We start from the raw sequence: 25,006 nt of genomic DNA on the forward strand, positions 1-25,006 counted from the left end.
ACACTCAGGAAACTTAGGTACTCCTGATCTATACATCAGGAAAATATGCTTCTTTAGGGGATGAAATGATGGATGGGATTCGAATACTCAGGCCGGCGGCAATGCTGGCCGTTCTGCTTTGCCTTGTAATGGTAACAGTAAGTGCAGTGCCTCCACTGCCAGCTGAATATTATGGAAAAGTAACCGTTGATGGATCTCCGGCTGCATCCGGAACAGCACTCATTGCTAAGATCAATGATCAGATCAGGGGAAAACTGGTTCTTTCATCTGCTGGACAATATGGTGGAAATGGTATTTTTGATGACAAATTGGTTGTAGCAGCAACTGAAGAAGATGTTAAGTCAGAATCTGTAGCAATTACATTCCATATTGGTGATAAAAAAGCTGACCAGACCGTTCCTTTTGAGCCAGGGGTTGCAAAAGAACTGGACCTGACCGTTGGTGGGGGTTTTGGTGCTGACTTTACTGCAACACCGACATCAGGTGCTGCTCCTCTTACAGTGCAGTTTACTGATACCTCTACATCAGAATGGTCAGTCTGGAACTGGGACTTTGGAGATGGTGGAACTTCAGTAATTAAAAATCCAAGCCACGTATACGAGACTCCTGGAACCTATACGGTGAAAATGACTGTTGGCTCATTGGGTGGAGAATACACAGTAACGAAGGATAATTACATTACGGTAACACAGGCTGGTGGAATTGTTGCTGACTTTACCGCAACTCCAACATCTGGGACTGCACCATTAACCGTTCAGTTTACCGATACCTCAACGGGAAGTCCAACCATGTGGGCATGGGAATTTGGGGACGGAACAACGGAAGGAATGCTCGCAAACCCATCACACACATACCAGAACCCGGGAACATATACTGTTAAACTAACAGCATCATCACAGACCGGTGGAACCAGTACAAAGACAAAAGAAGGATTCATTACGGTAACACAGGCTGGTGGAATTGTTGCTGACTTTACCGCAACTCCAACATCTGGGACAGCACCATTAACCGTCCAGTTTACCGATACCTCAACGGGAAGTCCGACCATGTGGGCATGGGAATTTGGGGACGGAACAACGGAAGGAATGCTCGCAAACCCATCACACACATACCAGAACCCGGGAACATATACTGTTAAACTAACAGCATCATCACAGACCGGTGGAACCAGTACAAAGACAAAAGAAGGATTCATTACGGTAACACAGGCTGGTGGAATTGTTGCTGACTTTACCGCATCTCCAACATCCGGGACTGCACCATTAACCGTTCAGTTTACCGATACCTCAACAGGAAGTCCGACCATGTGGGCATGGGAATTTGGGGATGGAACAACAGAAGGAATGCTCGCAAACCCATCACACACATACCAGAATCCGGGAACATATACTGTTAAACTAACAGCATCATCACAGACCGGTGGAACCAGTACAAAGACAAAAGAAGGATTCATTACGGTAACACAGGCTGGTGGAATTGTTGCTGACTTTACCGCAAATCCAACATCCGGGACTGCACCATTAACCGTTCAGTTTACCGATACCTCAACGGGAAGTCCGACAATGTGGGCATGGGAATTTGGGGATGGAACAACGGAAGGAATGCTCGCAAACCCATCACACACATACCAGAACCCGGGAACATATACTGTTAAACTAACAGCATCATCACAGACCGGTGGAACCAGTACAAAGATAAAAGAAGGATACATAACGGTTAGTTCATCAGGATCAGGTCCAAAAGCTGCTTTCACAGTGGACAAGCGAAGTGGACCAAAACCCCTGACCGTTCAATTTACCGACCAGTCAACTGGTGGACCGACAATGTGGGCATGGGAATTTGGGGATGGCACAACAGAAGGAATGCTCGCAAATCCGTCACACACATACCAGGAAGCAGGAGTATATTCTGTCAGTCTTACCGCCTCAAATACGGCTGGATCAGATAAAAAGACTGAAACTGATTACATTTCAGTGACAGGAGACATTCCACCACCAGTCGCCATGTTTGAAGCGACACCCCTTTCAGGTTCTGCACCACTTGAGGTGAAATTCACTGATCTCTCAATCGGCCCACCAACTTCATATATATGGGACTTTGGGGACGGAGCAACATCAACTGATGCAAATCCGGCTCACGTGTATTCAAGTGGCGGATCCTTTACGGTAAAACTCACTGTCAAGAATAGTGGCGGTTCTCATACCATGACTAGGGAGAACTACATCTCGGTAGGTGGATCCGGAATTGTTGCAGACTTTTCAGCAAATCCAACCACGGGAACATCTCCGCTCACAGTCCAGTTTACTGATATGTCCACCGGTGGTCCGACCATGTGGGCATGGGAATTTGGAGATGGCGGAACCTCAATGGTTGCATCACCATCATATACATACCAGAATCCGGGAACATACACGGTGAAACTCACCGCATCCTCTCAAACTAGCGGATCAAGCACAAAGGTCAGGGAAGGATACATCACAGTCTCACCATCGGGGGGTATTGTAGCTGATTTCTCAGGGGCACCAACTTCGGGTACTGCTCCGCTCACAGTCCAGTTTACTGATATGTCCACCGGTGGTCCAACTATGTGGGCATGGGAATTTGGGGATGGCGGAACCTCAATGGTAGCATCACCATCATATACATACCAGAATCCGGGAACATACACGGTGAAACTCACCGCATCCTCTCAATCTAGCGGAACCAGCACCAAGGTCAGAGAGGGGTACATTACAGTCTCACCATCGGGGGGCATAATTGCCGACTTTGTAGGGACACCGACAAGCGGTAATGCACCACTTGCAGTCCAATTCAGTGACAGATCCCAGGGTGGCCCGACAATGTGGGCATGGGAATTTGGAGACGGGGGTTCAGCCCTTGATGCAAACCCATTGCATATCTACCAACAGTCAGGTAAGTATACCGTAAAACTGACAGCAAGTAACCAGGCATCATCAAATACCGCTATAAAAGCGGATTACATTACTGTCTCGTCCGGACCAGTTGGATCAGGAGCAATCAAGATCATCTATGCTCCGGATAGGTCAACAGTATATCTTGACAATGCTCTGAAAGGAGAAACAAAATTCCTCCAGACGTTTACTATTGACAACCTTCAGGCTGGTTCACACCAGTTGAAAGTTACAAAACCCGGATTTACTGATTATTACGTGAATGTCCCGGTTACATCTGGCAGAGCAACCGAAGTAGTCGCAGATATGAGACTACAGCCAAGCCAGAATGGGATCCTGAGTGTGTACACGTACCCGACAGGGTCATCTGTATATGTTGATGGAGCACTTGCAGGAAATGGTCCACTCTGGCTTGCTGATGTGACTCCAGGAGTCCACCAGGTTCGGGTTACCGCCGATGGATATCTTGACTGGAACCAGGCAATTAATGTGAGAGGCGGAGGCAGCGTGAACTATGTTACCGCTGCGCTGTATCCATCATGGTGGACACCGATTTATGGATATGTAATGATATCGTCAATGCCAGGAAACGGGGTTGCTTATCTTGACGGAGTCGCTCAGGGCAAGACTCCTGTTACCCTTTCACAGGTCACACCAGGACAACACACCATACGGATTGAACTGCCAGGGTACCAGCCATGGGAACAGGTTGTAAATGTTCTTGAAGGAAGGACTTCTTATGTCCTTGCCCAGATGTCATCCGGAAGCAGTGGAACTGGGGGCGGTGTTACTCCGGTAATTGTTGCTTCTGCAGGGAACGCAACAAATTAACTTTTTTTAAAAATGTCCTCCGATGAGGATAGAATCTATTGTAAGTTCTAAAAATCAAATTGAAGAATATAGAACATGGGCCCGCTGAGATTCGAACTCAGGATCTCCGCCGTGTGAAGGCGACGTCATAACCAGCTAGACCACGAGCCCCATGAATTAGTATGCACCGAACAGGTGAAATTACGGTTTCTGAAACCTAACGAGTGCCCTTATATTTTTGTTGTCGAGACATATAAACCGCATGCAATATATTTACTGGATCTTCATTTTGCTTTTCTACTGTATGGTAATAACAGAAAGCAGGAATAGAACGCAAGGAGATGTCTGTTTTACACAATATAAATGGAGACCTCCTTCAATTCTAGCAGATCTAGATGAACTCTGAGCAGAGATAGATTTTCAAGAATATATCTACCTAAACACAGAATAGTAAAATACTTCAGAAAGAGAGTTCAGGGACCGGCAAGATCTCAAGAAAAAAATAATGCACCGATCGGGATTCGAACCCGAGCTATTGGCTTGGAAGGCCAAAGTCATACCTCTAGACCATCGATGCAGATGCTCTACAACGTTGGATATAGTAGTATATAATACTTTTTAAAAATCATGACACAACCCTTCTTTTTATTAACTTCGTATATTCATTTATGCAGATATGTGCAGTTCTGCTTGACATTGATGGCACCCTGATGACTGGAAATGAACCCATACCTGGAGCAGATGCTGCGATTCGATTCCTTCAGGATAACAAAATTCCGTATAGATACATATCAAATGGTACCCGAAAGTCAAGAAAAAATGTCCTGAAAAAACTGGAGATTCTCGGAGTTAGAGTTTCTATTGATGAGATATATACTCCGGCAATGGCAACAATCCAATATCTCCGAGATGCAAATATAAGTGCCTGTAATCTCCTGGTAACGAATGATTTAATGGAGGATTTCCAGAAGGCCGGTATTATTCATGACGCATATGCTTCATCGGTTGTTGTGGGAGATGCCGGGGATCGGTTTACCTATACATCGATGAATTCAGCGTTTCGATCTCTCATTCAGGGAGGAAAACTCATTGCTCTTGAGAAAGACCGGTTCTGGAAGGATGTGGATGGATTATCCCTGAGCGCTGGACCATTTGTCACTGCTCTTGAATTTAGTACCGGTTGTACCCCGATTGTCATGGGAAAACCCTCTCCACACTTTTTCCTGGCAGCCATGAAAGATTGGAATATACATACAAAACAAGTCCTCATGATTGGTGATGACATCATGACTGATGTAAGAGGTGCGCAAGATGCCGGACTTCTTGGAGCAATAACATGTACCGGTAAATATCGACCGGATGAGATCCAAAAGAGCAATGTAAGGCCAGATATGATAATAAACTCAATAGAAACACTTCCAATTATCCTTGAGACGTACTAAGAAAAGTAGCCTGCACAAAATGTGATATCAGAGTGATAAAGAATACAAACGTATAACCTATGAGAAGAAGGGCAAAACCATGCATAATACCATTCAGATGACTGATCTCTCTGATGATGATCAGAAACGACTTGCTCTTACCGGCCTTGAAGTCGATATGAAAAACAGGTCAGGCAGTTTCTTCCAAAAAGACCAGGATGTCTGTCATATTACATCCGACTGTGAGGGGATTGAATTCCTGACATTCAGCATGGCACTGGAAAAATATCCCTGGGTTTCTGATTATATCTGGAAAGCGGTTTCAAAAGATAAAGATAAATACACCAGATATGTTGCATCCAGACCAGATCCAAAAGGATTTGTCATCATTGCCAAAAAAGGAACGAAAAGCATTTACCCCTTACAGGCTTGTTTGTTCCTCTCCGATTCCGCTATTCAGCATGTCCATAATATTGTCATCGCTGAGGAGGAATCAGAACTACATATCATCTCTGGATGTACGAGTTCATCTTCCCGGAATAGCGGAGCACATCTTGGGATAACAGAGATCTATGTAGGAAAGGGTGCCAAAGTTACATCTACCATGATACACAACTGGGGCAAAAATATTTCTGTTTTCCCAAGATCAGCCACCATTGTTGAAGAAAATGGAGTGTTTCTCTCTAATTACGTCTGTATGGAGCCCGTAAGAAAAATTCAGATGGCACCGGTCTGTCATTTAAAGGGCGAGGGAGCAGTTGGACGGTTTTCAAGTGTTGTTGTCTGCACTCCTGGATCTTTCATGGACCTTGGATCTACAGCCGTACTTGGTGCAAAGGGAACCAGTGCTGAGCTTATTACCCGGGCAATAACAACCGGAGGGACTATTCTTTCAAGGGGCAGGATTGATGGAAAAGTAAAAGGAACAAAAGGTCATATCGAATGTAAAGGCCTTATCCTCAGAGACGGGACAATCCATGCAATTCCTGAAATTAAAGGAGACGTGGTTGATACCGAACTATCACACGAGGCAGCTGTTGGCAAAATAGCACGGGATGAAATTGAATATCTCATGGCCAGAGGCCTGGATGAAGAAACAGCAACCGCAACCATCATTCGAGGGTTTTTGGATGTCAAGGTAGAAGGTCTGCCAGACGTTTTACAAAACCAGATAGATGCAGCAATTGATGCTGCAGAGAAATCGGGATTCTAATGGATACATCCAGGGCAGCAGAACGTGAAGAGATGGTGGAGCGGCAAATAGGAGCCAGAGGTATTACAAACAGCCGGGTTCTCCATGCTATGCGAACAGTCCCTCGACATGTGTTTGTCCCTGAATCACATTCCCGAGAAGCATACGAGGATTATCCACTCCCTATTGGGAATGGACAGACCATTTCCCAGCCGTATATTGTTGCAGTCATGACAGAACTGTTATCACCGGAAATTGGTGATACTATTCTGGAGATTGGAACCGGTTCCGGGTATCAGGCAGCAGTTCTCGCAGCTTGCAACACCACCGTAATATCAATTGAGAGAATTCCTCAGGTTGCAGAGCAGGCAGTAAAGAATCTTGCTGCTGCAGATGTTACGAACGTCCGGGTCATTGTAACCGACGGAACTTTAGGATACTCTGATGAAGGACCGTATAATGGAATCCTCATAACCGCCGGAACTCCGGAAATACCAAAACCTCTCCTCGATGAACTAGCAGATGGTGGGAGACTTGTCGCTCCTGTTGGTGATCGGGCAATTCAGGATCTTGTCAGAGTAAAAAGAGAAGGAGAAACATACCATACACAGCAATATGGAGCAGTGAGATTTGTACCACTTATCGGAACGTATGGATGGAGAAATGAAGAAAAATGGTAACACAAATGCATCCAATGAATAAAGCCGTCCAGGCATTAGTACCAATGATGGAAGAGTGTGGGATTGCAGAGAGCCCGGTCCTCCTGACACCAGACTATGATCTTCCCAAGTGCGCATATGAACGTGGAGTTCCTGTCCAAGTCCTTTTTGGAGGGAGAAGTGCAGTATTTGTCTCTGATGAGCCAATAAAAGCGACCACCAAAGCATCATTCATGACCGGTTCATCTCTAAAAAAATCTGCCCAGCGTGCTGCAGCTGGAGGAATAATGAATGCTGTATCTGGTTTTTTATGTACAGTCCGAAAATTGCATGCTTGTACACAGACAGATCATGCACCATGTCGTGACGAACTTGCAAAGATCCTGAAAAGTAAACACGTGTATTGTTGTGGAGATATGCCAGATGTAAAAAAAATAGCAGGCAATTCCCTTGTTGACAAACCGGAAGAGGCAGATATTATCATCATGAACAATGAGGGGATAATTTCGGATGAGGCTACTCTTCTCTCAGATATTCCCTCAGAAAAGATCCTGTATGTGGGGCCATCAACCGTTGGAACCGCCAAACTTTTACAATGTGAACATTTCTGCCCGTTCGGAAGAGCGAACCTTCAAACCTCTGAAGATTGAACCAATCTGGTATGCTGTTCGGTTCTTCCGGGATCAGACGAAGATATAATGATGATCTTCTCGGTCTTGCATTGCAGGTTGGAAAGGCAGTTGGATCTAAAGCTGGCCGGGTTGTAATCGGGCGCGATACCCGAACGACTGGTCCCCTCATCTCTGCTGCATTTTGTGCAGGAGTGCTTGCCACAGGGGGTAGAATTTTAAATGGGGGGATTGCTCCGACTCCTTCAATTGCATATACATGTCGAAATACAGATGCAGCATGCATGATTACTGCATCTCACAACCCGGAACCCTATAACGGCCTGAAACTTTTTAATCCAGATGGATCTTCTTTCTCATCTTTTCAACAAAAAGAAATTGAAGAGACTATAGCAGACATTCCCTGGGGAGACTGGAAAAACCAGGGAACAATAACGGCTGCATATCCGGGAGAGCTGCATAGTGAAGCGATCGCTGAAAATATTCACATAAAAGAAGGATTAAAGGTTGTTATAGACTGTGGAAATGGAGCTGGATCTGTTGTCACTCCTCATCTACTTAGCCGAATGGGTGCGAAAACCATCGCAGTCAATGCAAATGTTTCCGGGACTTTTTCACGGCCATCTGAGCCACTCCCAGAACATCTTCCATATATCCCCTCACTCATTCAAAAATCCGGATCTGCATGTGCCATTATCCATGATGGTGACGCTGACAGAATGATGGCGTTTGATAAAAACGGGAAATTTATTCCTGGAGACACACTGCTTATTCTTTTTGCAAAATATCTTGGCGCAAAACAGGTTGTTACTACGTATGATGCATCAATGGCAATAGAAGAGGTCGCAGAAGTCAGAAGAACCCCTGTCGGAGATGCTTATGTCTCAGAGCAACTCGTCAGATGGGGAGACTTTGGTGGCGAACCTTCAGGTGCCTGGATATTTCCACAAATTTCAAAGTGTCCGGACGGGCCGTATGCGGCAGCTTTGTTCTGTGAAATGGCAGGAGAATGGGATATCACATCTGAAATTGGGTCAATACCCACATATCCGATTTTGAGAACATCAATAGAACTTGAGCATGCACATGATCTGCTATATGCCCTCGGAGCAGTAAATCCAACAGATGGAATCCGTATCGAAGAGGAAGATGGATGGTGCCTGATACGAGCAAGCGGAACAGAACCTAAGATACGGTTCACTGCTGAAGGAAAGAGCATGGATGTAGCAAAGGAACTGCTTCGAAAAGGTGAAGAAATGGTTCGAATAATTCGAAAAGAGGTCAAGTCGTGACAGTCTGTGTCATCCTCGCAGCTGGTGAAGGAAAACGAATGAGGCCGCTGACCGGATCACGGCCAAAAGTCATGCTCCCCCTGGCTGGGAAGCCTATGATTGAACATCTGCTCTGTGCAACCAGGGATGCAGGAGTTTCTGAATTTATTCTGGTTGTCGGATATGGGGAATCATCAGTCAGATCGTACTTTGGTAATGGTGAATCTCTGGGTATTTCTATACATTATGTTACCCAGAAGAGACAACTCGGAACCGGCGATGCTGTGATGACCGTTGCACCCCACGTTCATACCCGTTTTCTTCTCTTAAATGGGGATATGGTCCTCCAGACTGAAGATATCAAAAAAATGCTTCAGACTCCTGCCCCGGCTATGGGAATATTCACATCATCACATCCACAGGATTATGGAGTTGTCACCCATTCCAGTGGGATCGTAACTGGCCTTGAAGAAAAGTCTCTTACTCCGAAAAGTGATCAGATAAATGCCGGAATATACTTATTTGATCCACAAATATTTGAACAATTAAATAAAATTACTCCCTCCCCCCGGGGAGAACTCGAACTTACTGATGCCTTGATGGGATACATAAAAACAGGTTCACTCCAGGCAGTCCCTCTTCAATACTGGGCTGATATGGGTTCACCATGGGATCTCCTTGGAGTACATGAGGATATGATGAAGGAGATCTCCTCCAGGCAGGAAGGAGTAATAGAAGAGGGGGTTTACATAAAAGGGAATGTTCAAATCGGACCTGGAACGGTTATCATGTCAGGATCATATCTGGAAGGACCATGCATAATCGGTGCTGATTGCAGGATCGGTCCTCATGCATATATTCGTCCGGGAACAGCTGTTGGAAATCATTGTCACATTGGCCACAGTTCTGAAATTAAGAACACTATCATCATGGATGAGACAAATGTTCCGCACTTTTCATATATCGGGGATAGTGTCATCGGGAGTGGATGTAACTTTGGAGCTGGAACAAAGGTTGCGAACCTACGCCATGATAAAAGTACCATCATAATTGGAGGAAAAAATACACGGAGAAGGAAATTTGGTGCAGTTATCGGTGATGATGTCCTCTTTGGTATTAACTGCTCTGTAAATGTAGGAGCAATTGTAGGTAACCATTGCAGAATTGGTCCTCATGCACTTGTTGAAGGCATAATTGATGACGAAACGGTGATACGAAGATGACCCTGCAGGCTGTAATTCTGGCAGCCGGAGAGGGAACCCGGCTCCGACCCCTCACACAGAACCGGCCCAAAGCTCTAATTCCAGTAGCAAACAAGCCAATAATTGAGCATACAATTCTTTCACTTGTTGAAGCAGGTATTCGCGACATCATTGTTGTTGTGGGATACCGGAAAGAGCAGGTAATGAGACACCTTGCTCGTCTTAGCCTTCCGGTTATGATTGTCAGGCAGACTGAACAGATGGGGACCGGTCATGCCCTGTTGAGCGCAAAAGATAAAATTGCAGGAGATGTAATCGTCCTTCCCGGGGATAATTACATTGATCCGGTATCTATCAGAAATATTGCACACAATAAGAATTCCCTTCTGTATACAACTCATAAGAATCCATCAAATTTTGGAGTCGTAACGATAGAGAATGAAAATATCACTAGTATTATAGAAAAACCGGTTCATGCCAACAGGATGACAGTCAGTTGTGGTGTATACCACTTAAGTTCAGATATTATCAGGCGTATTCAGACACACATTTTAAGTGAAGCAATTGATGATGAAATCCGAAACGGCACAAAAATATCTGCAATAAAGGCTCAATCCTGGCAGGATGCAATTTATCCGTGGGACCTGCTTTTTATGAATAAGAGACTCCTTCTTAATGTTGAAAAAAGAAAATCTGGAACCATCAGTTCATCTGCTGTTATTGATGGGCAGGTATCGATAGGATCCGGAACAAAAATCGGACCTGGAACCGTAATATCAGGTCCCGTAATTATCGGGGATGACTGTACCATCGGGCCTCATGTGGTAATAGAACCAGGAACAAGCATAGGATCACGAGTGAAAATTGAACCATTCTCGGCTTTAAAAAATTCAATAATTATGGATGATGTTGTCATTGCATCTCATTGCTGCATATCAGGATCAGTTATCGGAGAGGGATGTACCATTGGAGAGTATACGTCTGCTGTATTCATGTCAGGTTTTATTCCATATGAAGAAAATGCAGTACGTTCTGCGTGTGGCGTGATAATGGGAAATGGGGTGTTTTGCAAGCCATCTATAATTTTCGAAAATACCATAGTAGGGAATGAAGTGCATATTGAAGGGACATCAAATCTCAAATTTTCATGCACACAAATACCCGATAAAACCCGGGTGATATAAGATGTGTGGCATAGTTGGATATGCCGGATACCGGAGTGCAGCACCAGTTCTGATACAAGGACTTCGAAGGCTTGAATATCGGGGATATGACTCCTATGGAATTGCAACCCTGGCAGAGGATGTATGTGTTCATAAAAAAGCAGGGAAAGTTTCTGATCTCCCTGATTCACCAGAGATTTTACAGGGGACTATTGGGATAGGTCATACACGATGGGCAACTCATGGAATTCCTTCTGATATCAACGCCCACCCGCACCTTGATTGTACTGACAAAATTGCCGTTGTTCATAATGGAATAATAGAAAATTACACTCATTTAAGACGTGATCTTATTGAAAGAGGACATATATTCCGCTCAGAAACTGACACAGAAGTCATTGCACATCTGATAGAAGAGGCTTATAAAGGTGATCTGCTTGAAGCAGTTAAAAAAACGCTGCCCCTTTTGACCGGATCATATGCCCTTTTGATAGTATCAACCGGAGAAAACCGGTTTATTGCTGCAAGAAATCAAAGTCCGCTTGTCCTAGGAATCGGTGACGGAGAGATATTTGCTGCTTCAGACATCACCCCGCTTCTTGAATATACATCACGGGTTATATATCTTGATGATGGTGATATCGCAGAACTGCGAGCTGATTCATATCATGTGTACTTTCAAAATAATCCAGTTGAAAGAGAGATCAAAGAGATCTCCTGGACACCGGATACCGTTCAGAAAGGTGGCTATGCTCATTTCATGCTCAAGGAGATCTTTGAGCAGCCGGATGTTATTCATCGTGCTACCCACGCCGTATCAGAAGAAACATTACCATCATCTCTTCGGGATGCGAAATCAATAACGGTCGTTGCCTGTGGAAGTTCGTACCATGCAGGTATGATCTTCAGATATCTTCTGGAACCGGCATGTGGAATTCCTGTCAGATTAGAACTTGGTTCAGAATATAAATACACGCCAGTTCCTTTCAGTGATGTAATCATCGGGATATCACAGAGTGGTGAGACAGCAGATACACTGGCAGCCATCAGAAAGGGAATTTGTAATAATGTAAGAACTGTTGCAATTACAAACGTACTGAACAGCTCAATTACAAGAAGTGCACAAGATACGATTCTCATGCATGCCGGCCCGGAAATAAGTGTTGCTGCATCAAAATCTTTTCTCGCACAGGTTGGAGTTCTCATGCAGATCGTAAACCTCCTATCAGGAAGGCAATGTATTGATATTTTGGACCATGCCAGGTATGCAATAGAGCAGGTATTGCTTACAGATCTTACTGACGCAGTGGACATCTGTAGCTCTGCAGATCACCTTTTTTATGTGGGTCGTGGTGTTTTTTATCCAGTTATGATGGAAGGAGCCCTGAAGATGAAAGAGATCTCGTATATTCATGCTGAGGCATATGCTGCTGGAGAACTCAAACATGGGCCTTTTGCATTATTATCTCCTGAAACACCGGTTATTGCTATCTGTTCACCTGGCCAGGCATATGAAGTAATGCTTGGCAATATGAAAGAAATGAAAGCCCGTGGCACCCCAATAATTGCTTTTGGTCTTGAAAATGACACTGATGTCAGGGATATCGCTGATGTTGTGATACCAATCCCGGAAGTCCATCCCTGGATTCAGGTTCTTACATCTACTGTTCTTTTACAACTTCTGGCTTACCACACAGCAAACAGACTTGAACGTGAGATTGATATGCCCCGAAACCTTGCAAAGAGTGTTACCGTAGAATGAATAATACCAGAAAAATTATTATTTCTGTGGTAGGACCTTCAACCAGGTTTCTTTCAGGTATCAGTTATTATACCATCAGGTTATGTAATGCACTTGCGACACAAAACGCAGTCCATGCAATATTATTTAGAAACATGCTTCCAAAAAGGCTGTTTCCCGGATGGAAGCGGATTGGGAAAACTGATATTTCAATTGGTATCAATTCATCTGTAGAGGTTCTTGAAGTTTTGGATTGGTATAATCCATTTTCATGGGCTCTGGGTGCAAAGCGACTTAGATCTTCTGATGCAGTAATATTTGAGTGGTGGACATCAAGCGTTGTTCACATGTTTCTGGCCTTATTATTGCTATCGGGTAAAAAATCCAAACTATTCATAGAATTTCATGAGGTGGTTGATCCCTTGGAATATGGTATTCTCCCTCTCCGTATGTATGCAAGAATAATGGGGAGAATTATTCGAAGATCTGCATCCCGGTTCATTGTTCATTCAGAACACGACAGGATACTCATTGCATCCCAATACAAAATTAATCCCAAATACATTGCAGTTATACCCCATGGATTATATGATCAGTACCCGATACTTGACAAAGGGCAAAGCAAAACAATCCTCGGAGTGCAGAATTCTTTTGTAATTCTTTTTTTTGGACTGTTAAGACCATATAAAGGTGTGTCAGATCTCATTCGTGCATTTGAAAAACTACCTGGAACAATTCAGGACAACGCGATACTGCTGATTGCCGGAGAAGCATGGGAAGATCTTGAATCACTTGAGATAATTAATAACTCTCCTCTTGCAAACCGGATATACCTCAAAAACAGGTATATTGCAGATGAAGACATTCCAATCTTTTTTTCTGCTGCAGATTTACTTGTTTTGCCATATACCCGGGCTTCTCAAAGTGGAGTGGCTCATATCGGTATTGCGTATGGTTTGCCAATACTTGCAACGAAAGTTGGGGGTCTTGTAGAAAGTCTTGGATCATACAAAGGGACCAAATTTGTCGAGCCATTGGACAATACTGCACTGATTCAAGGAATTATGGAATTATACAATACCAGGGCACAAGAGCGGTATGAACCTCCAGATGAAATGAGATGGGATAGGATTGCTCTCAAGATGAGAGAGATAATGAGCAGTTGAAAAAAATTAGGTATTTAGGTTCAAATGAGAATTGCACTGCTATCTTGCCGAGAATTTAAAATTCCAGGAGGAGCTGAACGTCTTGAGATAGATATTGCTTTAGCATTAAATGCGTCAATTGTCTGTTTGGATGTTGATCCAGAATTCCAAAAAATATATCCAATTTCTCAAAGTGTTACATTCCATCCACTGAAGCATAGATTGCCGGGAGAACCATATAAACAATTTTTAGGGATGCTATTATTCCGCAGAATTAAATTGGATTATGATTTTTTTATTATAATGGATGATATGTCATTGCGATATCTCACCCATCGTGTTCCTCATATATATTATATGCATACACCAAGAAGGATTTTATATGACATGTATTATCCTTCAATAAATGAGTATCATTTCCTAAAAAAATATATAATGATAATAATATTGGGCATTGTCCGCTATTGTGATCGTAAATTTGTATGCAAATACGTAGAAAATATTGCATGTAATTCCCATAATACCAGAAATAGAATCTGGAAGACATACCAGCGGGATGCAAAAGTCCTCTATCCCCCCGTTCATCTTAAAACAGATCGAAAAGAAACATCTGGTGATTTTTGGTTATCCGTAACCAGAGTTGATAAGTGGAAACGTGTTGAACTTCAATTAGAAGTTTTTAAACTGATACCTCAAATAAAATTAGTTATTGTAGGAAAAGTATATCCAAAATATAAAAATATTATTAAAAATGCACCAAGTAATGTAATTTTTTTAGATACAGTAAATGATAAAGAGTTGGACAACCTGTATGCTTCATGCCGGGGATTTTTAACTACTGCAATAGACGAGGATTTTGGTATCACCCCATTAGAAGCCATGGCAGTTGGTAAGCCTGTTGTTGCGGTTAAAGAAGGGGGATATTTAGAAACTGTTGTTGATGGAGTAACAGGACTACTTGTTGGGCCAGTACCCCAGGATATTGCAGACGCGATTACATTTATTGACAAAAATCCCGAGACATTTTCTTATCAATGTAAAAAAAGAGCTGAGTTGTTTGAGTATAATATTTTTCAAGAAGAACTAAAAAAATATTGGATGACCATTGTTGATAAAAAACAGAAATAGAATTTTTGTTGTCGCAATACCAGGATAATTGATGATGTTTAAACATTAAAAACAATAGGTGTTATGATGGATTTATGTTTAAAAAGATCTGGAAAAATGATAGGAATGAGGAGGCTACTCATAAGGTGAGTTTCTTCAAAAAAAAGAACCGATTCAATGCAGATTATTCTATATAGGACGGATGAATTATCCAAATCATTTCATCAAATTTCAATGGTGTAATACCCCTCGAGTACCAGATATTTAGACATATAGATATTGATTATATTCAATGGAGGAAAAATGGACCTTAAAATGGTTTTTAAACCTATTCATTTAATAATTGCGAGCTTACTTTTAATTTTAACTTTCTTCTCATTTCTCATAAGAACACTTCCTGCTTATTCAGGAAATGCTGATGTACTCATGTTTGTTGGTATGGATGATCCGACGTACCAACTTCGAAGAATCGAACAGGTGCTTGCAAATTACCCAAATATCGCCTGGTTTGATCCGATGACTTTTTTTCCTAATGGTCAACCAATGCACTGGGGACCACTCTTCCCTCTTCTTGGGGCGACCATCTGCCTGATTACCGGAGCAGTAACCAGAACAGAGATCATAACCGTCTCTCTCTTTATCCCATGTGCGCTTGCTGCACTTATGGTCCCTGTTGTCTATCTTCTGGTGAGCAGAGTTGCAGATTGGAAAGCAGGACTCGCAGCAGCATTTTTTATCTCTATCGTCCCAGGTCAGTTTTTCTTCCGATCATTTTACGGTTATCTTGACCACCATGCAGGAGAGGTCTTTTTTAGTACTCTCTTTTGTCTTTGTTATCTGTCAGCACTCGTGTACTGTAGAAAACATCCCGTTGATATAAAAAATAAAGAGACCTGGAAAATTCCAGCACTCCTGGGGTTGTTATGTGGTGTCACGTATGTTCTCGGTCTTGCTCTGATGCCAACGATGATCCTGTTTGCATTACTCGTGGGAATCTTTACTCCTATCTGGTTCATTATTCAGCGCTATATTGGGCATCTTGGAGCTTCTGCACTTCTCGTTAACTCAGTCACCTTTATTGTAGCAATCATTGGATTTTTTATCATCGGAGTGCATGCAGACGGAGGATTAAATTATTACACAACAGGACATCCAATCGCATATTCCCTGTTAATATTAGCAAATGTCGTATTATTCGGATTTTCATACCAACTTCGTGATAAACCATATTGGTACTACGTTGGTGCTATCGTCGGAGTCTCGGTCCTTGGAATTATTGCTCTGGCTCTGATACTCCCAGACCTGTTCGCATACCTGTCAGCGAATGCAACCGCATTCTTTGGATCAGACGATATTCATTGGAAGACCATTCAGGAAGCACGAGCCTGGACCTGGGATGATGCCTGGCGAACATTCCAGTATAGTCTTCTCCTGTTTGCAGCAGGAGCAGCGGTTCTCATATACCGAATCCGAAAAGAACTCTGTCCCTCACATGCCTTCACCCTCATCTGGGCTTTGGTAATTTTCTATGCAACCTGCCAGCATATCAGATATGAATATTACCTGGCAGTCCCGGTCGCCATTCTTGCAGGAATTGCTGTAGGTTTTGCCCTGAATTTTGTCAAGGATCCTTTCGGAACTATTGAAAGAAAGGTACCAGATACTGGTGAGCATCATCACCACCATAAAAAAGCAGGAAAAGGTCCTGAGTCACATTCGAAGACTTCCGGAACAGTAAGAACAACTTCATACATTTTTCTGGCAATAATAATCGTGTTGGCACTACTTTTCTCATATCAGGCATTGGGACGGGATCTCATGATGGGAGCATACAATCTTAATCCTGATTGGAGAGAGGCAACAGAGTGGCTTGAGAAGAATACCCCAGATCCAGGAGTTGACTATTACGCCATCTATGATAAGGAAAATTATACCTATCCGGATACCGCATATGGTGTTATGTCCTGGTGGGACTACGGACATATTATTACCTATCTCGGGAAACGGATGCCAAATGCAAATCCATTCCAGTACGGTGTGAACGGGCCGAATGGATCTGCCCGTTTTTTTATGACACAAAACGAGAGTGAAGCAAACCAGATCCTTGATAACCTGAACACCCGGTATGTTATCACTGATTATGAGATGGATACCGGAAAATTCTGGGCAATGTCAACGTGGGATAATCCGGATGTTGGTGTTTATCCATACCAGCGGACGTTCATCTTCCCAAATCCAGATGAACCAAAGTCAGGGATGAATTATCCGCTTTTAATGAATGCATATTACCAGACAATGATATCCCGGTTGCATAACTTTGACGGATCACAGACCGACCCAGGGAAAGTTTACTTCCTGCGGTACATGAAACCATCAGCTTCAGGTTTATCTGCTCCTGTTGTTGTCGATGGTGCACAGACGAATTACACCGCAGGAAAGGCTCTTGTTGAGTCATTTAAACCGAATGAAAATCCACAATATGAAGTCATTCTTGCAAACTTTGGGTATACTGATCCAGTGAGCCCAGTTTCAGCTCTTCAACATTATCGTCTGATATATGAATCAAAAACCAGAACAACCCCTACAGACATGCATGATCTCAGGTACGTGAAGATCTTTGAGAAGGTAAAAGGCGCACAAATTCCTGGTGAGGGTATACTGGAATTACAAGTGAAAACAAATGCAGGTCGGGAATTCATATATAGGACTGAAAGTATCAATGGAACCTTTACAGTGCCATACCCAACTGAAGCATCTATTGGAGCAGTGACTATACCCGGCAAGTACCATAATATCAAAACCGGTGCTGAATATTCAATCACTGAAGAACAAATACAGGGATAGTAAATAGAACGTTAGAAATGCAGGATGCAGAAAGATGGAAACCAATCTTATAGCTGGAACACCGGTGCGATATCCCCGCACTGGAACCTCTGGGATAATTACACGACTTGTAGATAAAAATGGAAGCAGATATGCGGAGATTGATTCGACAGGCCTCCTATATCGGCTTGATCAACTGATTCCAGGAAAGCCCACCAGTAAATTTGATCACGAAATGAACCGAGAGGAAGGTCTTGCACAGCTCGAACGTGAAAGAAAACGTGTTGAAGAAGAAGCACTTGAAGAACCGCCATCTCTGGATGGTGCATGTGCAGGGGCTGGATAATTACGTGTATCTTTATATCAATACCAGAAAAATTACTTTAACTAATTTGGCAGGGAACATGCAGCCCTGCAGTTATGTCTATAAGTATGATCCGATGGAAATACGTAAGGAGGTTGAATAGCTGGTGCCAGAAGAACTGATTCCTAATACAAATATTGGAGTGGTCGGTCATGTCGATCATGGCAAGACCACACTAGTAAATACCCTCACCGGCGTCTGGACTGACAGACATAGTGAGGAGATGAAACGAGGTATATCCATTCGGCTTGGATATGCAGATGCAGTCTTTTACCGATGCAGAAAATGCAGAGGACCTGAAGGACTTACAACAACACCGGTATGTACACGGTGTGATAGTGAAACTGAACCAGTGAGAGCAGTATCCTTTGTCGATGCTCCAGGGCATGAAACCCTGATGGCAACAATGCTTTCAGGTTCTGCTCTGATGGATGGTGCCATGCTGGTTATTTCAGCAGCAGATCGATGTCCACAGCCTCAGACAAAAGAACACCTCATGGCCCTTGAGCTGGTCGGGATTAAAAAAATTGTCATCGTCCAGAACAAGATAGATGTCGTCTCTCACAAAGAAGCAATCAGAAATTATGAGGAAATAAAGGCATTTGTCAAGGGTACCATTGCTGAAAATGCACCCATCATACCGGTATCAGCACAAAAAAATATCAATATCTGGGCACTTATCCAGGCGCTTGATGAGGTCATTCCAGAACCATCCCGTCACCCGGAAGCAGATCCGGTCATGCTTATTGCCCGTTCTTTTGATGTGAACCGGCCAGGATGCAGCTGGAAAGATGTAAAGGGAGGTGTCGTTGGTGGTTCTCTTATTCGCGGTCTGATTGAAGATGGTGCAGAGATAGAAATCCGGCCCGGAATTCAGAACCAGGTTGAAAATAAAACTAAGTGGGAACCCATTGTCACAAAGGTGACAGAAATCCATAAAGGGCAAAAGAAGGTCCATATTGCAACCCCTGGTGGACTTCTTGCCATTGGAACAAAACTTGATCCTGCTATTACCAAGAGTGATATGCTTGCCGGACAGGTTCTGGGTCATGTCGGAAAACTTCCACCTGTCTGGGAAAAGATGTGGTTTTCAGTAAAACTTATGGAACGGGTTGTTGGTTCAAATAGTGAAGTGTCTATCGAACCACTCAAACAACGTGAGCCACTTATGCTGTCGGTTGGAACTGCAGTTACCGTTGGTGTGGTGAGTAATACCCGGAAAGATGCAGCTGAAGTTATCCTTAAACGTCCGGTTTGTGCAAGTCTTGGATCACCAATCGCTATCAGCCGGCAGGTTGGTGGAAGATGGCGTCTGATCGGGATGGGGACGCTGATCGAGTGACGGTTCTCATCGACACAAATGCCTTTCTCATGGCATCACAGTTCAAAATAGACCTCCTTGATGAACTGAAATGGTTACTTGGATCAGTGAGAATTGTAGTCCCAGACATTGTTCTTTCAGAACTTGAGGGATTATCCAGGGGAAAAGGAAATCATGCAGCAGCAGCCCGCCTTGGTCTGCTTTTTGCAAGAAAATGTGAAGTCATTCCATCCTCTGGAATCGGAACTCCTGATGACCAGATCCTTATGAGCGCACGTGATTTGCAGTGCGGTGTTGTAACTAATGACCGGAGACTACGTGACCAGGTACTGGATGAAGGTCTCCCTGTCGTTAGCCTGGCAGGAAAACAGAAATTAGAGTTAATTCGGAGATAAAAGTATGTATTACCGGTTGGAACTTATTGACAAAGTTCGTGTTCCTCCTCACCGGCTTGGGGAGGATCTTACAACTGTTATTCTTGATGTTCTGCAGGAGCAGCTTGAAGGGAGTATTGACAAAGAAATTGGTATTTTCATCGCCGTTACCAAGGTTCTCAGAATTGGAGAAGGAGAAATGGTCCCTGGAGATGGTGCTGTCTATTATGATGTAGACTTTGAAGGTCTGGCACTACGGCTTTCTCTCCAGGAAGTAATAGAAGGCATTATTGTAGAGACCACCAGTTTCGGAGCATTCGTCAGCCTGGGGCCAATCGATGCAATGCTCCATGTAAGTCAGATTTCTGATGAATACATCAGTTATGATGAGAAAAACTCCCAGCTTATCTGCCAGGATTCAGGACGACATCTTGGAGTTGGATCACTGGTTCGTGCGCGAGTAGTAACCTTAAGTCTGAATGAGCGTGAGCCTCGGGAAAGTAAGATAGGTCTTACCATGCGACAGGCAGGACTTGGAAACCTTGTCTGGCTTGAAGAAGATATGAAGAACGAACAAAAAGAAAAGAGTGAGTAAACATGGCTGGTGGAAAGAAGAAGCAATACATGGTTTGCCGTGACTGCCACCGGGTTGTTGAAGGGACGTCATGTTCCATATGCGGAACCTCCAACCTTACCGCCGATTGGTCCGGGTACCTGGTCATCATTGATCCGGAACATAGTGAAGTCGCCCACCGGATGAATATCACACTTCCCGGAAGATACGCACTTAAGGTCCGTTAATGCGAGTTCTCCCTGCCCGGCATCGCCAATTGTTTAAAGAACCATTTGGCACCCTTTTTCTCTCCTTTGAAGAAGTTCTGATACAACTTCCAGGGAAGCATGTTTTTAGTGTTGGTGATGTGGTAACTGCACATCTTCTGACAGCTGGAAGACCACCGGATGTTGCAGTTGTTGACGGGCACACGATGCGACAACCGTATCCTGGTGTGAAAATACCAGAGTACCATCAAATCCTTGTAAAAAATCCTCCAGGCGGACTTACTGAAGAGTTAATTGAGGCATCTGCAATAGCAGCGGGGCAACCTGGAACCGTCATTCAGGTTGAGGGTGAAGAGGATCTCGCGGTAGTCCCCCTTGCAATGCACGCGCCATTAGGCACAATCATCTTGTATGGTCAACCAAGTGAGGGAGTTGTTATGCTGGCAATTACTCAGGATATGAAAAAACGTGCTGAGGAATTGTTTATGTGTTTTGAAGAGGTTAGTACATCCTCTGCGCGCGAGGTATTTAATATCTGACAGGTAACCTAATACGGATCTCTATGGAGATTACGATTACTTCAGATAAAGAGAATGTGTTGTTAAACCGAAGAGAAGTCGGATTTGACATCGTATTCAATGGAGCAACTCCATCACGTAAGATGGTTCATGCAAAACTTGCAGCAATGCTCAACACGCCAAAAGACCAGCTCGTGATTGGATCTCTTCAGAACCGGTTTGGAATGACAGAAATCACCGGTGATGCCCGGATCTATACCTCTGCAGAAAATCTGAAAAAGATTGAACCAGAGTACATCCTGAAACGTGGAATGGTTGGAGAAGAGGAAAACAACGCAGATGCTCAGGATGCACCGTCCGGTGACGCTGCGGAGGCATCTTAAGGGGGCATGAAATATGGCAGCAAAAGGTAAAAAAACAGAAAAGGCTGCAGTCAAGCGGTCTGCCTATTTCAAAGTTGAAGGAAAGAATGCAGTTCCTCAGCGCAGGTACTGTCCCCGGTGTGGGCCGGGTGTTTTTATGGGTGAGCACAAAGACCGTGTCACCTGTGGAAAATGCGGCTACACTGAATTTAAGAAGTAATCCTGATGAAAACAGGACCGGTACTGGGAATCGAGGGAACTGCCTGGAATCTCAGTGCTGCTCTTTTTGATGAAGACCTGATTAAACTGGTCTCAAATCCATATAAACCGATACAAGGTGGTATACATCCTCGTGAGGCCGCCCAACATCACGCAGCGGTAGTGACCAGTGTTATTGAGGAGGTACTTGAGAATAATCCAAGACCTGTTGCAATTGCATTTTCACAAGGTCCTGGCCTTGGACCATGCTTGCGGATTGTCGGAACAGCTGCACGGGCTCTTGCACTATCACTGAACGTACCCCTCATTGGTGTCAATCATTGTGTGGCACATGTTGAAATTGGACGGTTTGCATCTGGATTTGATGATCCTATCGTTCTCTATGCCAGCGGAGCAAATACACAGGTACTGGGATACCTTCAAGGCAGGTACCGGATATTTGGTGAAACACTAGATATCGGAATAGGAAATGCAATTGATAAATTTGCAAGAAGCAAAGGATTGCCTCATCCTGGTGGTCCGGAAGTCGAACGGATTGCACAGAATGGGACATACATTCCCCTGCCCTATACTGTGAAGGGAATGGACCTTGCTTTTTCCGGACTTGTTAGTGCTGCAAAAGACTCACCAGAATCCCTTGAAGACGTCTGTTACAGCTTTCAGGAAACAGCATTTGCGATGTGTACTGAAGTAACAGAACGCGCACTCTCTCAAACAGGTAAGGATGAACTTATACTGGTTGGTGGGGTGGGTATGAACAAACGTCTCCAGGAGATGCTTCGGCTGATGTGTGGAGAACGAGGTGCTGCATTCTCAGTACCAATTTCTCAATATCTGGGTGATAATGGTGCCATGATTGCATACACCGGACGAGTCATGATGGAGTCAGGTTGTACCATTCCTGTTGAACAATCGCGTATCAATCCGTCATTCCGAGCAGATCAGGTGAACGTTACCTGGCGAACCGAACCAGATAACAAAAGCACTCATGCGGAAGAGAACACTGCGCGAGGTGCTGAGGCTATTGTCAGGTTTTCAGATGGCTCTGCAGCGAAGATCAGGACATCTAAACAGTATCGTCATTCCGAACTTGACAGAAGACTGATCACTGAACGAACCCGTGCAGAGGCGAGGCTAATCGTTGAGGCAAGAAAGGCAGGAGTCAGAACACCAATCATTCGTGACATTTCTCATGATACCATCATCATGGAACATATCACCGGCAGAAAACTCAGGGAAACACTTACTCCTTTATTGTTAGAAGAGGCCGGTCGGATGGTTGGTAAACTTCATTCTGCACAGATTGTTCATGGAGATCTGACAACCTGTAATTTCCTGGTTAAGGACAGGAAAATATGGCTTATTGATTTCGGCCTTGCGACTACTTCGGCAGAGTTAGAACATCGGGGTGTTGACGTTCATGTCCTGTTTCAGGTACTCGAAAGCACCTCACCAGAATCTGACGTGCTGAAAGAGGCTTTTATCCGAGGGTATCGTGAGATAATGCCACAGGCGAATGATATCCTGGAGCGAGAACATGAGATTGAATTGCGGGGGAGGTATCTGTGAGAATTACATTTGTTACAAGTAACGAACATAAAGCACGTGAAGCAGCAGGTATTCTTGCGGGCCTTGCAGAGATAGAACATGTGTCTATGGATATCCCCGAACTCCGCTATGATTCTATCGCAGAAATTGCAGCAGGAAAAGCAGCATATGCATTTTCTGTCCTGAAGCGGCCGGTTATTACCGATGATACCGGGCTTTTCATACCGGCACTCAACGGCTTTCCCGGAACATGCGCTGCATATGTCCAGAAGACTATCGGGAATGCCGGAATTCTTACCCTTATGGCAGGATTTGCAAACAGATCTGCAACATTTGAAACAGGAATCGCCTATTACGACGGTGTGCGTCAAAAGGTATGCACCGGAACAATTGATGGAAAAATAGTGGTTCCCCGGGGATGTAGTGGATTTGGATATGATCCAGTCTTTGAAGTGGATGGAGTAACTTTGGCTGAGATGACTGAAGAAGAAAAAAACAGGATATCTCACCGAGCAATCGGACTCCATGCATTGCGGGACTGGCTGGCAGAAGAGTTGAGGAGAGACCAGGCATAACCCTTATGTGAGGTTACATCCCTCTATATAAGACAGATATTTACGGAGATATGATATGGCACGTTTTCCTGAGGCAGAAGCAAGACTATTAAACGTAAAGATATGCATGCACTGCAACGCCCGTAACCCGGTCAGGGCAGTCAGCTGTAGAAAATGCGGGTATGTAAACCTGCGTCCAAAGAACAAGGATCGGAAAGCCTGATTTTTCAGGCTGAATAAAACGTTACTTTTTTCCCTCTCGCGCTGTATTCACCTTTAAAGGTCTCAATATTGCGCTTATATCCAATCCGGTCAGTGATGCCAATTTTTCGTAGTTCTTCTCTGACACGCATTACATCAGACTCATCTTCCCAGTCTGCTGTGTAAACATAGATGACTTTTCTGTCATCTCTGGCGTCAGGATCAGGTTTTGCTGTCGAAACTTTAGCAGAGAGGCCGAGTTTTCCTTCCCAGGTGAGATCGCGGATCTGCCGCCAAACATCGTCCACGACATCCATCGGAAGAAACACGAGCCATTTCCCTGCTTTTTCAATATCTGCAGCTTTGCCATCAACATGCGGAGAATCCTGTTCTATCCATCTGGCTTGAAAAGTTTTGCTCGGAATGACTCCTTCACCTTCCCGGATCATTCTGAATATTTCATCAGGTGAATTGAATTGTTCTATCAGGATTTCTACGATTTCAGGGTACATCGAAGAAAAATCGGTAAAAATTTCAGAAAAAAGATCTTCAAAAGGTTCACCACTCTCAACAATGCGGGACAGAGATTTTTTTCGCATATGCAGCTGGCTTCCGAAAAAGAGCTCAAAAATGGCATATGCGCTCTCCGCAAGTTCATCAGTTTCAGCTGCGTTCATACTCAGGAATAAC

General features: G+C 43.9%; 24 protein-coding genes and 2 tRNA genes. 23 read left to right on the forward strand and 3 right to left on the reverse strand.

What is annotated here, in order from left to right; all coding sequences use genetic code 11:
* Positions 1 to 65 precede the first annotated feature (65 nt).
* Positions 66 to 3,743: a PKD domain-containing protein gene (locus KSK55_RS16445; RefSeq protein WP_306128542.1), complete on the forward strand. Its 3,678-nt coding sequence runs from the start codon at positions 66 to 68 to the stop codon at positions 3,741 to 3,743.
* A gap of 76 nt (positions 3,744 to 3,819) precedes the next feature.
* Here KSK55_RS16445 and KSK55_RS07805 read toward each other — a convergent pair.
* Both KSK55_RS07805 and KSK55_RS07810 read right to left on the reverse strand, forming a co-directional pair.
* Positions 3,820 to 3,893 (reverse strand) — tRNA-Val (locus tag KSK55_RS07805).
* A gap of 335 nt (positions 3,894 to 4,228) precedes the next feature.
* Positions 4,229 to 4,299: transfer RNA gene (locus tag KSK55_RS07810), tRNA-Gly, on the reverse strand.
* A 91-nt stretch (positions 4,300 to 4,390) separates the two neighbouring features.
* Here KSK55_RS07810 and KSK55_RS07815 point away from each other — a divergent pair.
* From KSK55_RS07815 to KSK55_RS07920, 22 genes are all read left to right on the forward strand, one after another.
* On the forward strand, positions 4,391 to 5,164 hold the full coding sequence (locus KSK55_RS07815) for a TIGR01458 family HAD-type hydrolase (RefSeq protein WP_218608802.1): 774 nt from the start codon (positions 4,391 to 4,393) through the stop codon (positions 5,162 to 5,164).
* Between the two features lie 79 nt (positions 5,165 to 5,243).
* The gene (locus tag KSK55_RS07820) at positions 5,244 to 6,356 is read left to right on the forward strand and encodes a SufB/SufD family protein (protein ID WP_214420251.1); all 1,113 of its coding nucleotides are present in this window, start codon (positions 5,244 to 5,246) and stop codon (positions 6,354 to 6,356) included.
* Positions 6,356 to 7,015 (forward strand): protein-L-isoaspartate(D-aspartate) O-methyltransferase, encoded by a 660-nt coding sequence (locus tag KSK55_RS07825; RefSeq protein WP_218608803.1) that lies wholly within the window; start codon positions 6,356 to 6,358, stop codon positions 7,013 to 7,015. Before KSK55_RS07820 ends, KSK55_RS07825 begins: the two co-directional genes overlap by 1 nt.
* A complete protein-coding gene (locus tag KSK55_RS07830) occupies positions 7,009 to 7,644 on the forward strand; it encodes a hypothetical protein (protein WP_218608804.1) in 636 nt (211 codons plus the stop codon). The genes KSK55_RS07825 and KSK55_RS07830 overlap by 7 nt, the downstream gene beginning before the upstream one ends.
* Positions 7,645 to 7,655: 11 nt before the next feature.
* A complete protein-coding gene (locus tag KSK55_RS07835; RefSeq protein WP_218608805.1) occupies positions 7,656 to 8,915 on the forward strand; it encodes a phosphopentomutase/phosphoglucosamine mutase in 1,260 nt (419 codons plus the stop codon).
* Positions 8,912 to 10,117 carry a bifunctional sugar-1-phosphate nucleotidylyltransferase/acetyltransferase gene (gene glmU / locus KSK55_RS07840; protein WP_218608806.1) on the forward strand — a complete coding sequence of 402 codons (1,206 nt, stop codon included), beginning with the start codon at positions 8,912 to 8,914 and terminating at the stop codon, positions 10,115 to 10,117. The genes KSK55_RS07835 and glmU overlap by 4 nt, the downstream gene beginning before the upstream one ends.
* A complete protein-coding gene (locus KSK55_RS07845) occupies positions 10,114 to 11,280 on the forward strand; it encodes a sugar phosphate nucleotidyltransferase (protein ID WP_256664284.1) in 1,167 nt (388 codons plus the stop codon). Before glmU ends, KSK55_RS07845 begins: the two co-directional genes overlap by 4 nt.
* Before the next feature lies 1 nt (position 11,281).
* The gene (gene glmS, locus KSK55_RS07850; RefSeq protein WP_218608807.1) at positions 11,282 to 13,021 is read left to right on the forward strand and encodes a glutamine--fructose-6-phosphate transaminase (isomerizing); all 1,740 of its coding nucleotides are present in this window, start codon (positions 11,282 to 11,284) and stop codon (positions 13,019 to 13,021) included.
* Positions 13,018 to 14,166 carry a glycosyltransferase gene (locus KSK55_RS07855; RefSeq protein WP_218608808.1) on the forward strand — a complete coding sequence of 383 codons (1,149 nt, stop codon included), beginning with the start codon at positions 13,018 to 13,020 and terminating at the stop codon, positions 14,164 to 14,166. Before glmS ends, KSK55_RS07855 begins: the two co-directional genes overlap by 4 nt.
* 24 nt (positions 14,167 to 14,190) lie before the next feature.
* Entirely contained in the window at positions 14,191 to 15,273 is a 1,083-nt protein-coding gene (locus tag KSK55_RS07860) for a glycosyltransferase (RefSeq protein ID WP_218608809.1), read from the forward strand.
* A gap of 282 nt (positions 15,274 to 15,555) precedes the next feature.
* Positions 15,556 to 18,096 carry an oligosaccharyl transferase, archaeosortase A system-associated gene (locus tag KSK55_RS07865; RefSeq protein WP_218608810.1) on the forward strand — a complete coding sequence of 847 codons (2,541 nt, stop codon included), beginning with the start codon at positions 15,556 to 15,558 and terminating at the stop codon, positions 18,094 to 18,096.
* A 34-nt stretch (positions 18,097 to 18,130) separates the two neighbouring features.
* Positions 18,131 to 18,421, forward strand: a complete 291-nt coding sequence (locus KSK55_RS07870) for a DUF2098 domain-containing protein (RefSeq protein WP_218608811.1) — start codon at positions 18,131 to 18,133, stop codon at positions 18,419 to 18,421.
* 124 nt (positions 18,422 to 18,545) lie between these two features.
* Positions 18,546 to 19,781, forward strand: coding sequence for a translation initiation factor IF-2 subunit gamma (gene eif2g, locus KSK55_RS07875; RefSeq protein ID WP_218608812.1), 1,236 nt, complete (start codon positions 18,546 to 18,548; stop codon positions 19,779 to 19,781).
* A complete protein-coding gene (locus tag KSK55_RS07880) occupies positions 19,745 to 20,155 on the forward strand; it encodes a type II toxin-antitoxin system VapC family toxin (RefSeq protein WP_250545223.1) in 411 nt (136 codons plus the stop codon). Before eif2g ends, KSK55_RS07880 begins: the two co-directional genes overlap by 37 nt.
* Before the next feature lie 4 nt (positions 20,156 to 20,159).
* Entirely contained in the window at positions 20,160 to 20,729 is a 570-nt protein-coding gene (locus tag KSK55_RS07885) for a DNA-directed RNA polymerase (RefSeq protein WP_214420240.1), read from the forward strand.
* A gap of 2 nt (positions 20,730 to 20,731) precedes the next feature.
* The gene (spt4, locus tag KSK55_RS07890) at positions 20,732 to 20,935 is read left to right on the forward strand and encodes a transcription elongation factor subunit Spt4 (protein ID WP_214420239.1); all 204 of its coding nucleotides are present in this window, start codon (positions 20,732 to 20,734) and stop codon (positions 20,933 to 20,935) included.
* Positions 20,935 to 21,453: a GTP-dependent dephospho-CoA kinase family protein gene (locus KSK55_RS07895; protein WP_218608813.1), complete on the forward strand. Its 519-nt coding sequence runs from the start codon at positions 20,935 to 20,937 to the stop codon at positions 21,451 to 21,453. Before spt4 ends, KSK55_RS07895 begins: the two co-directional genes overlap by 1 nt.
* 23 nt (positions 21,454 to 21,476) lie before the next feature.
* Positions 21,477 to 21,815, forward strand: a complete 339-nt coding sequence (locus tag KSK55_RS07900) for a 30S ribosomal protein S24e (RefSeq protein WP_218608814.1) — start codon at positions 21,477 to 21,479, stop codon at positions 21,813 to 21,815.
* A 13-nt stretch (positions 21,816 to 21,828) separates the two neighbouring features.
* The gene (locus KSK55_RS07905; protein WP_214420236.1) at positions 21,829 to 22,014 is read left to right on the forward strand and encodes a 30S ribosomal protein S27ae; all 186 of its coding nucleotides are present in this window, start codon (positions 21,829 to 21,831) and stop codon (positions 22,012 to 22,014) included.
* Positions 22,015 to 22,019: 5 nt separating this feature from the next.
* Positions 22,020 to 23,582: a bifunctional N(6)-L-threonylcarbamoyladenine synthase/serine/threonine protein kinase gene (locus KSK55_RS07910; RefSeq protein WP_218608815.1), complete on the forward strand. Its 1,563-nt coding sequence runs from the start codon at positions 22,020 to 22,022 to the stop codon at positions 23,580 to 23,582.
* Complete coding sequence (rdgB, locus tag KSK55_RS07915; protein WP_214420234.1) at positions 23,579 to 24,136, forward strand: RdgB/HAM1 family non-canonical purine NTP pyrophosphatase; 558 nt, start codon at positions 23,579 to 23,581, stop codon at positions 24,134 to 24,136. Before KSK55_RS07910 ends, rdgB begins: the two co-directional genes overlap by 4 nt.
* 55 nt (positions 24,137 to 24,191) lie before the next feature.
* The gene (locus tag KSK55_RS07920) at positions 24,192 to 24,338 is read left to right on the forward strand and encodes a 50S ribosomal protein L40e (protein WP_214420233.1); all 147 of its coding nucleotides are present in this window, start codon (positions 24,192 to 24,194) and stop codon (positions 24,336 to 24,338) included.
* Between the two features lie 4 nt (positions 24,339 to 24,342).
* On the opposite strand, the gene KSK55_RS07925 is transcribed toward KSK55_RS07920, so the two are convergent.
* The gene (locus KSK55_RS07925; protein ID WP_214420232.1) at positions 24,343 to 24,993 is read right to left on the reverse strand and encodes a putative phosphothreonine lyase domain-containing protein; all 651 of its coding nucleotides are present in this window, start codon (positions 24,991 to 24,993) and stop codon (positions 24,343 to 24,345) included.
* Positions 24,994 to 25,006: the final 13 nt, after the last annotated feature.

Origin of the sequence: Methanospirillum hungatei (assembly GCF_019263745.1) — an archaeon.
Classification (GTDB): Archaea; Halobacteriota; Methanomicrobia; order Methanomicrobiales; family Methanospirillaceae; genus Methanospirillum; species Methanospirillum purgamenti.

Bases quoted from the DNA above. Each gene is read 5' to 3' on its own strand.
- KSK55_RS16445 (WP_306128542.1), top strand. From the start codon at position 66: ATGATGGATGGGATTCGAATACTCAGGCCGGCGGCAATGCTGGCCGTT.
- KSK55_RS07815 (WP_218608802.1), top strand. From the start codon at position 4,391: ATGCAGATATGTGCAGTTCTGCTTGACATTGATGGCACCCTGATGACT.
- KSK55_RS07820 (WP_214420251.1), top strand. From the start codon at position 5,244: ATGCATAATACCATTCAGATGACTGATCTCTCTGATGATGATCAGAAA.
- KSK55_RS07825 (WP_218608803.1), top strand. From the start codon at position 6,356: ATGGATACATCCAGGGCAGCAGAACGTGAAGAGATGGTGGAGCGGCAA.
- KSK55_RS07830 (WP_218608804.1), top strand. From the start codon at position 7,009: ATGGTAACACAAATGCATCCAATGAATAAAGCCGTCCAGGCATTAGTA.
- KSK55_RS07835 (WP_218608805.1), top strand. From the start codon at position 7,656: ATGCTGTTCGGTTCTTCCGGGATCAGACGAAGATATAATGATGATCTT.
- KSK55_RS07845 (WP_256664284.1), top strand. From the start codon at position 10,114: ATGACCCTGCAGGCTGTAATTCTGGCAGCCGGAGAGGGAACCCGGCTC.
- glmS (WP_218608807.1), top strand. From the start codon at position 11,282: ATGTGTGGCATAGTTGGATATGCCGGATACCGGAGTGCAGCACCAGTT.
- KSK55_RS07855 (WP_218608808.1), top strand. From the start codon at position 13,018: ATGAATAATACCAGAAAAATTATTATTTCTGTGGTAGGACCTTCAACC.
- KSK55_RS07860 (WP_218608809.1), top strand. From the start codon at position 14,191: ATGAGAATTGCACTGCTATCTTGCCGAGAATTTAAAATTCCAGGAGGA.
- KSK55_RS07865 (WP_218608810.1), top strand. From the start codon at position 15,556: ATGGACCTTAAAATGGTTTTTAAACCTATTCATTTAATAATTGCGAGC.
- KSK55_RS07870 (WP_218608811.1), top strand. From the start codon at position 18,131: ATGGAAACCAATCTTATAGCTGGAACACCGGTGCGATATCCCCGCACT.
- KSK55_RS07880 (WP_250545223.1), top strand. From the start codon at position 19,745: ATGGCGTCTGATCGGGATGGGGACGCTGATCGAGTGACGGTTCTCATC.
- KSK55_RS07885 (WP_214420240.1), top strand. From the start codon at position 20,160: ATGTATTACCGGTTGGAACTTATTGACAAAGTTCGTGTTCCTCCTCAC.
- spt4 (WP_214420239.1), top strand. From the start codon at position 20,732: ATGGCTGGTGGAAAGAAGAAGCAATACATGGTTTGCCGTGACTGCCAC.
- KSK55_RS07895 (WP_218608813.1), top strand. From the start codon at position 20,935: ATGCGAGTTCTCCCTGCCCGGCATCGCCAATTGTTTAAAGAACCATTT.
- KSK55_RS07900 (WP_218608814.1), top strand. From the start codon at position 21,477: ATGGAGATTACGATTACTTCAGATAAAGAGAATGTGTTGTTAAACCGA.
- KSK55_RS07905 (WP_214420236.1), top strand. From the start codon at position 21,829: ATGGCAGCAAAAGGTAAAAAAACAGAAAAGGCTGCAGTCAAGCGGTCT.
- KSK55_RS07910 (WP_218608815.1), top strand. From the start codon at position 22,020: ATGAAAACAGGACCGGTACTGGGAATCGAGGGAACTGCCTGGAATCTC.
- KSK55_RS07920 (WP_214420233.1), top strand. From the start codon at position 24,192: ATGGCACGTTTTCCTGAGGCAGAAGCAAGACTATTAAACGTAAAGATA.
- KSK55_RS07925 (WP_214420232.1), bottom strand. From the start codon at position 24,993: ATGAACGCAGCTGAAACTGATGAACTTGCGGAGAGCGCATATGCCATT.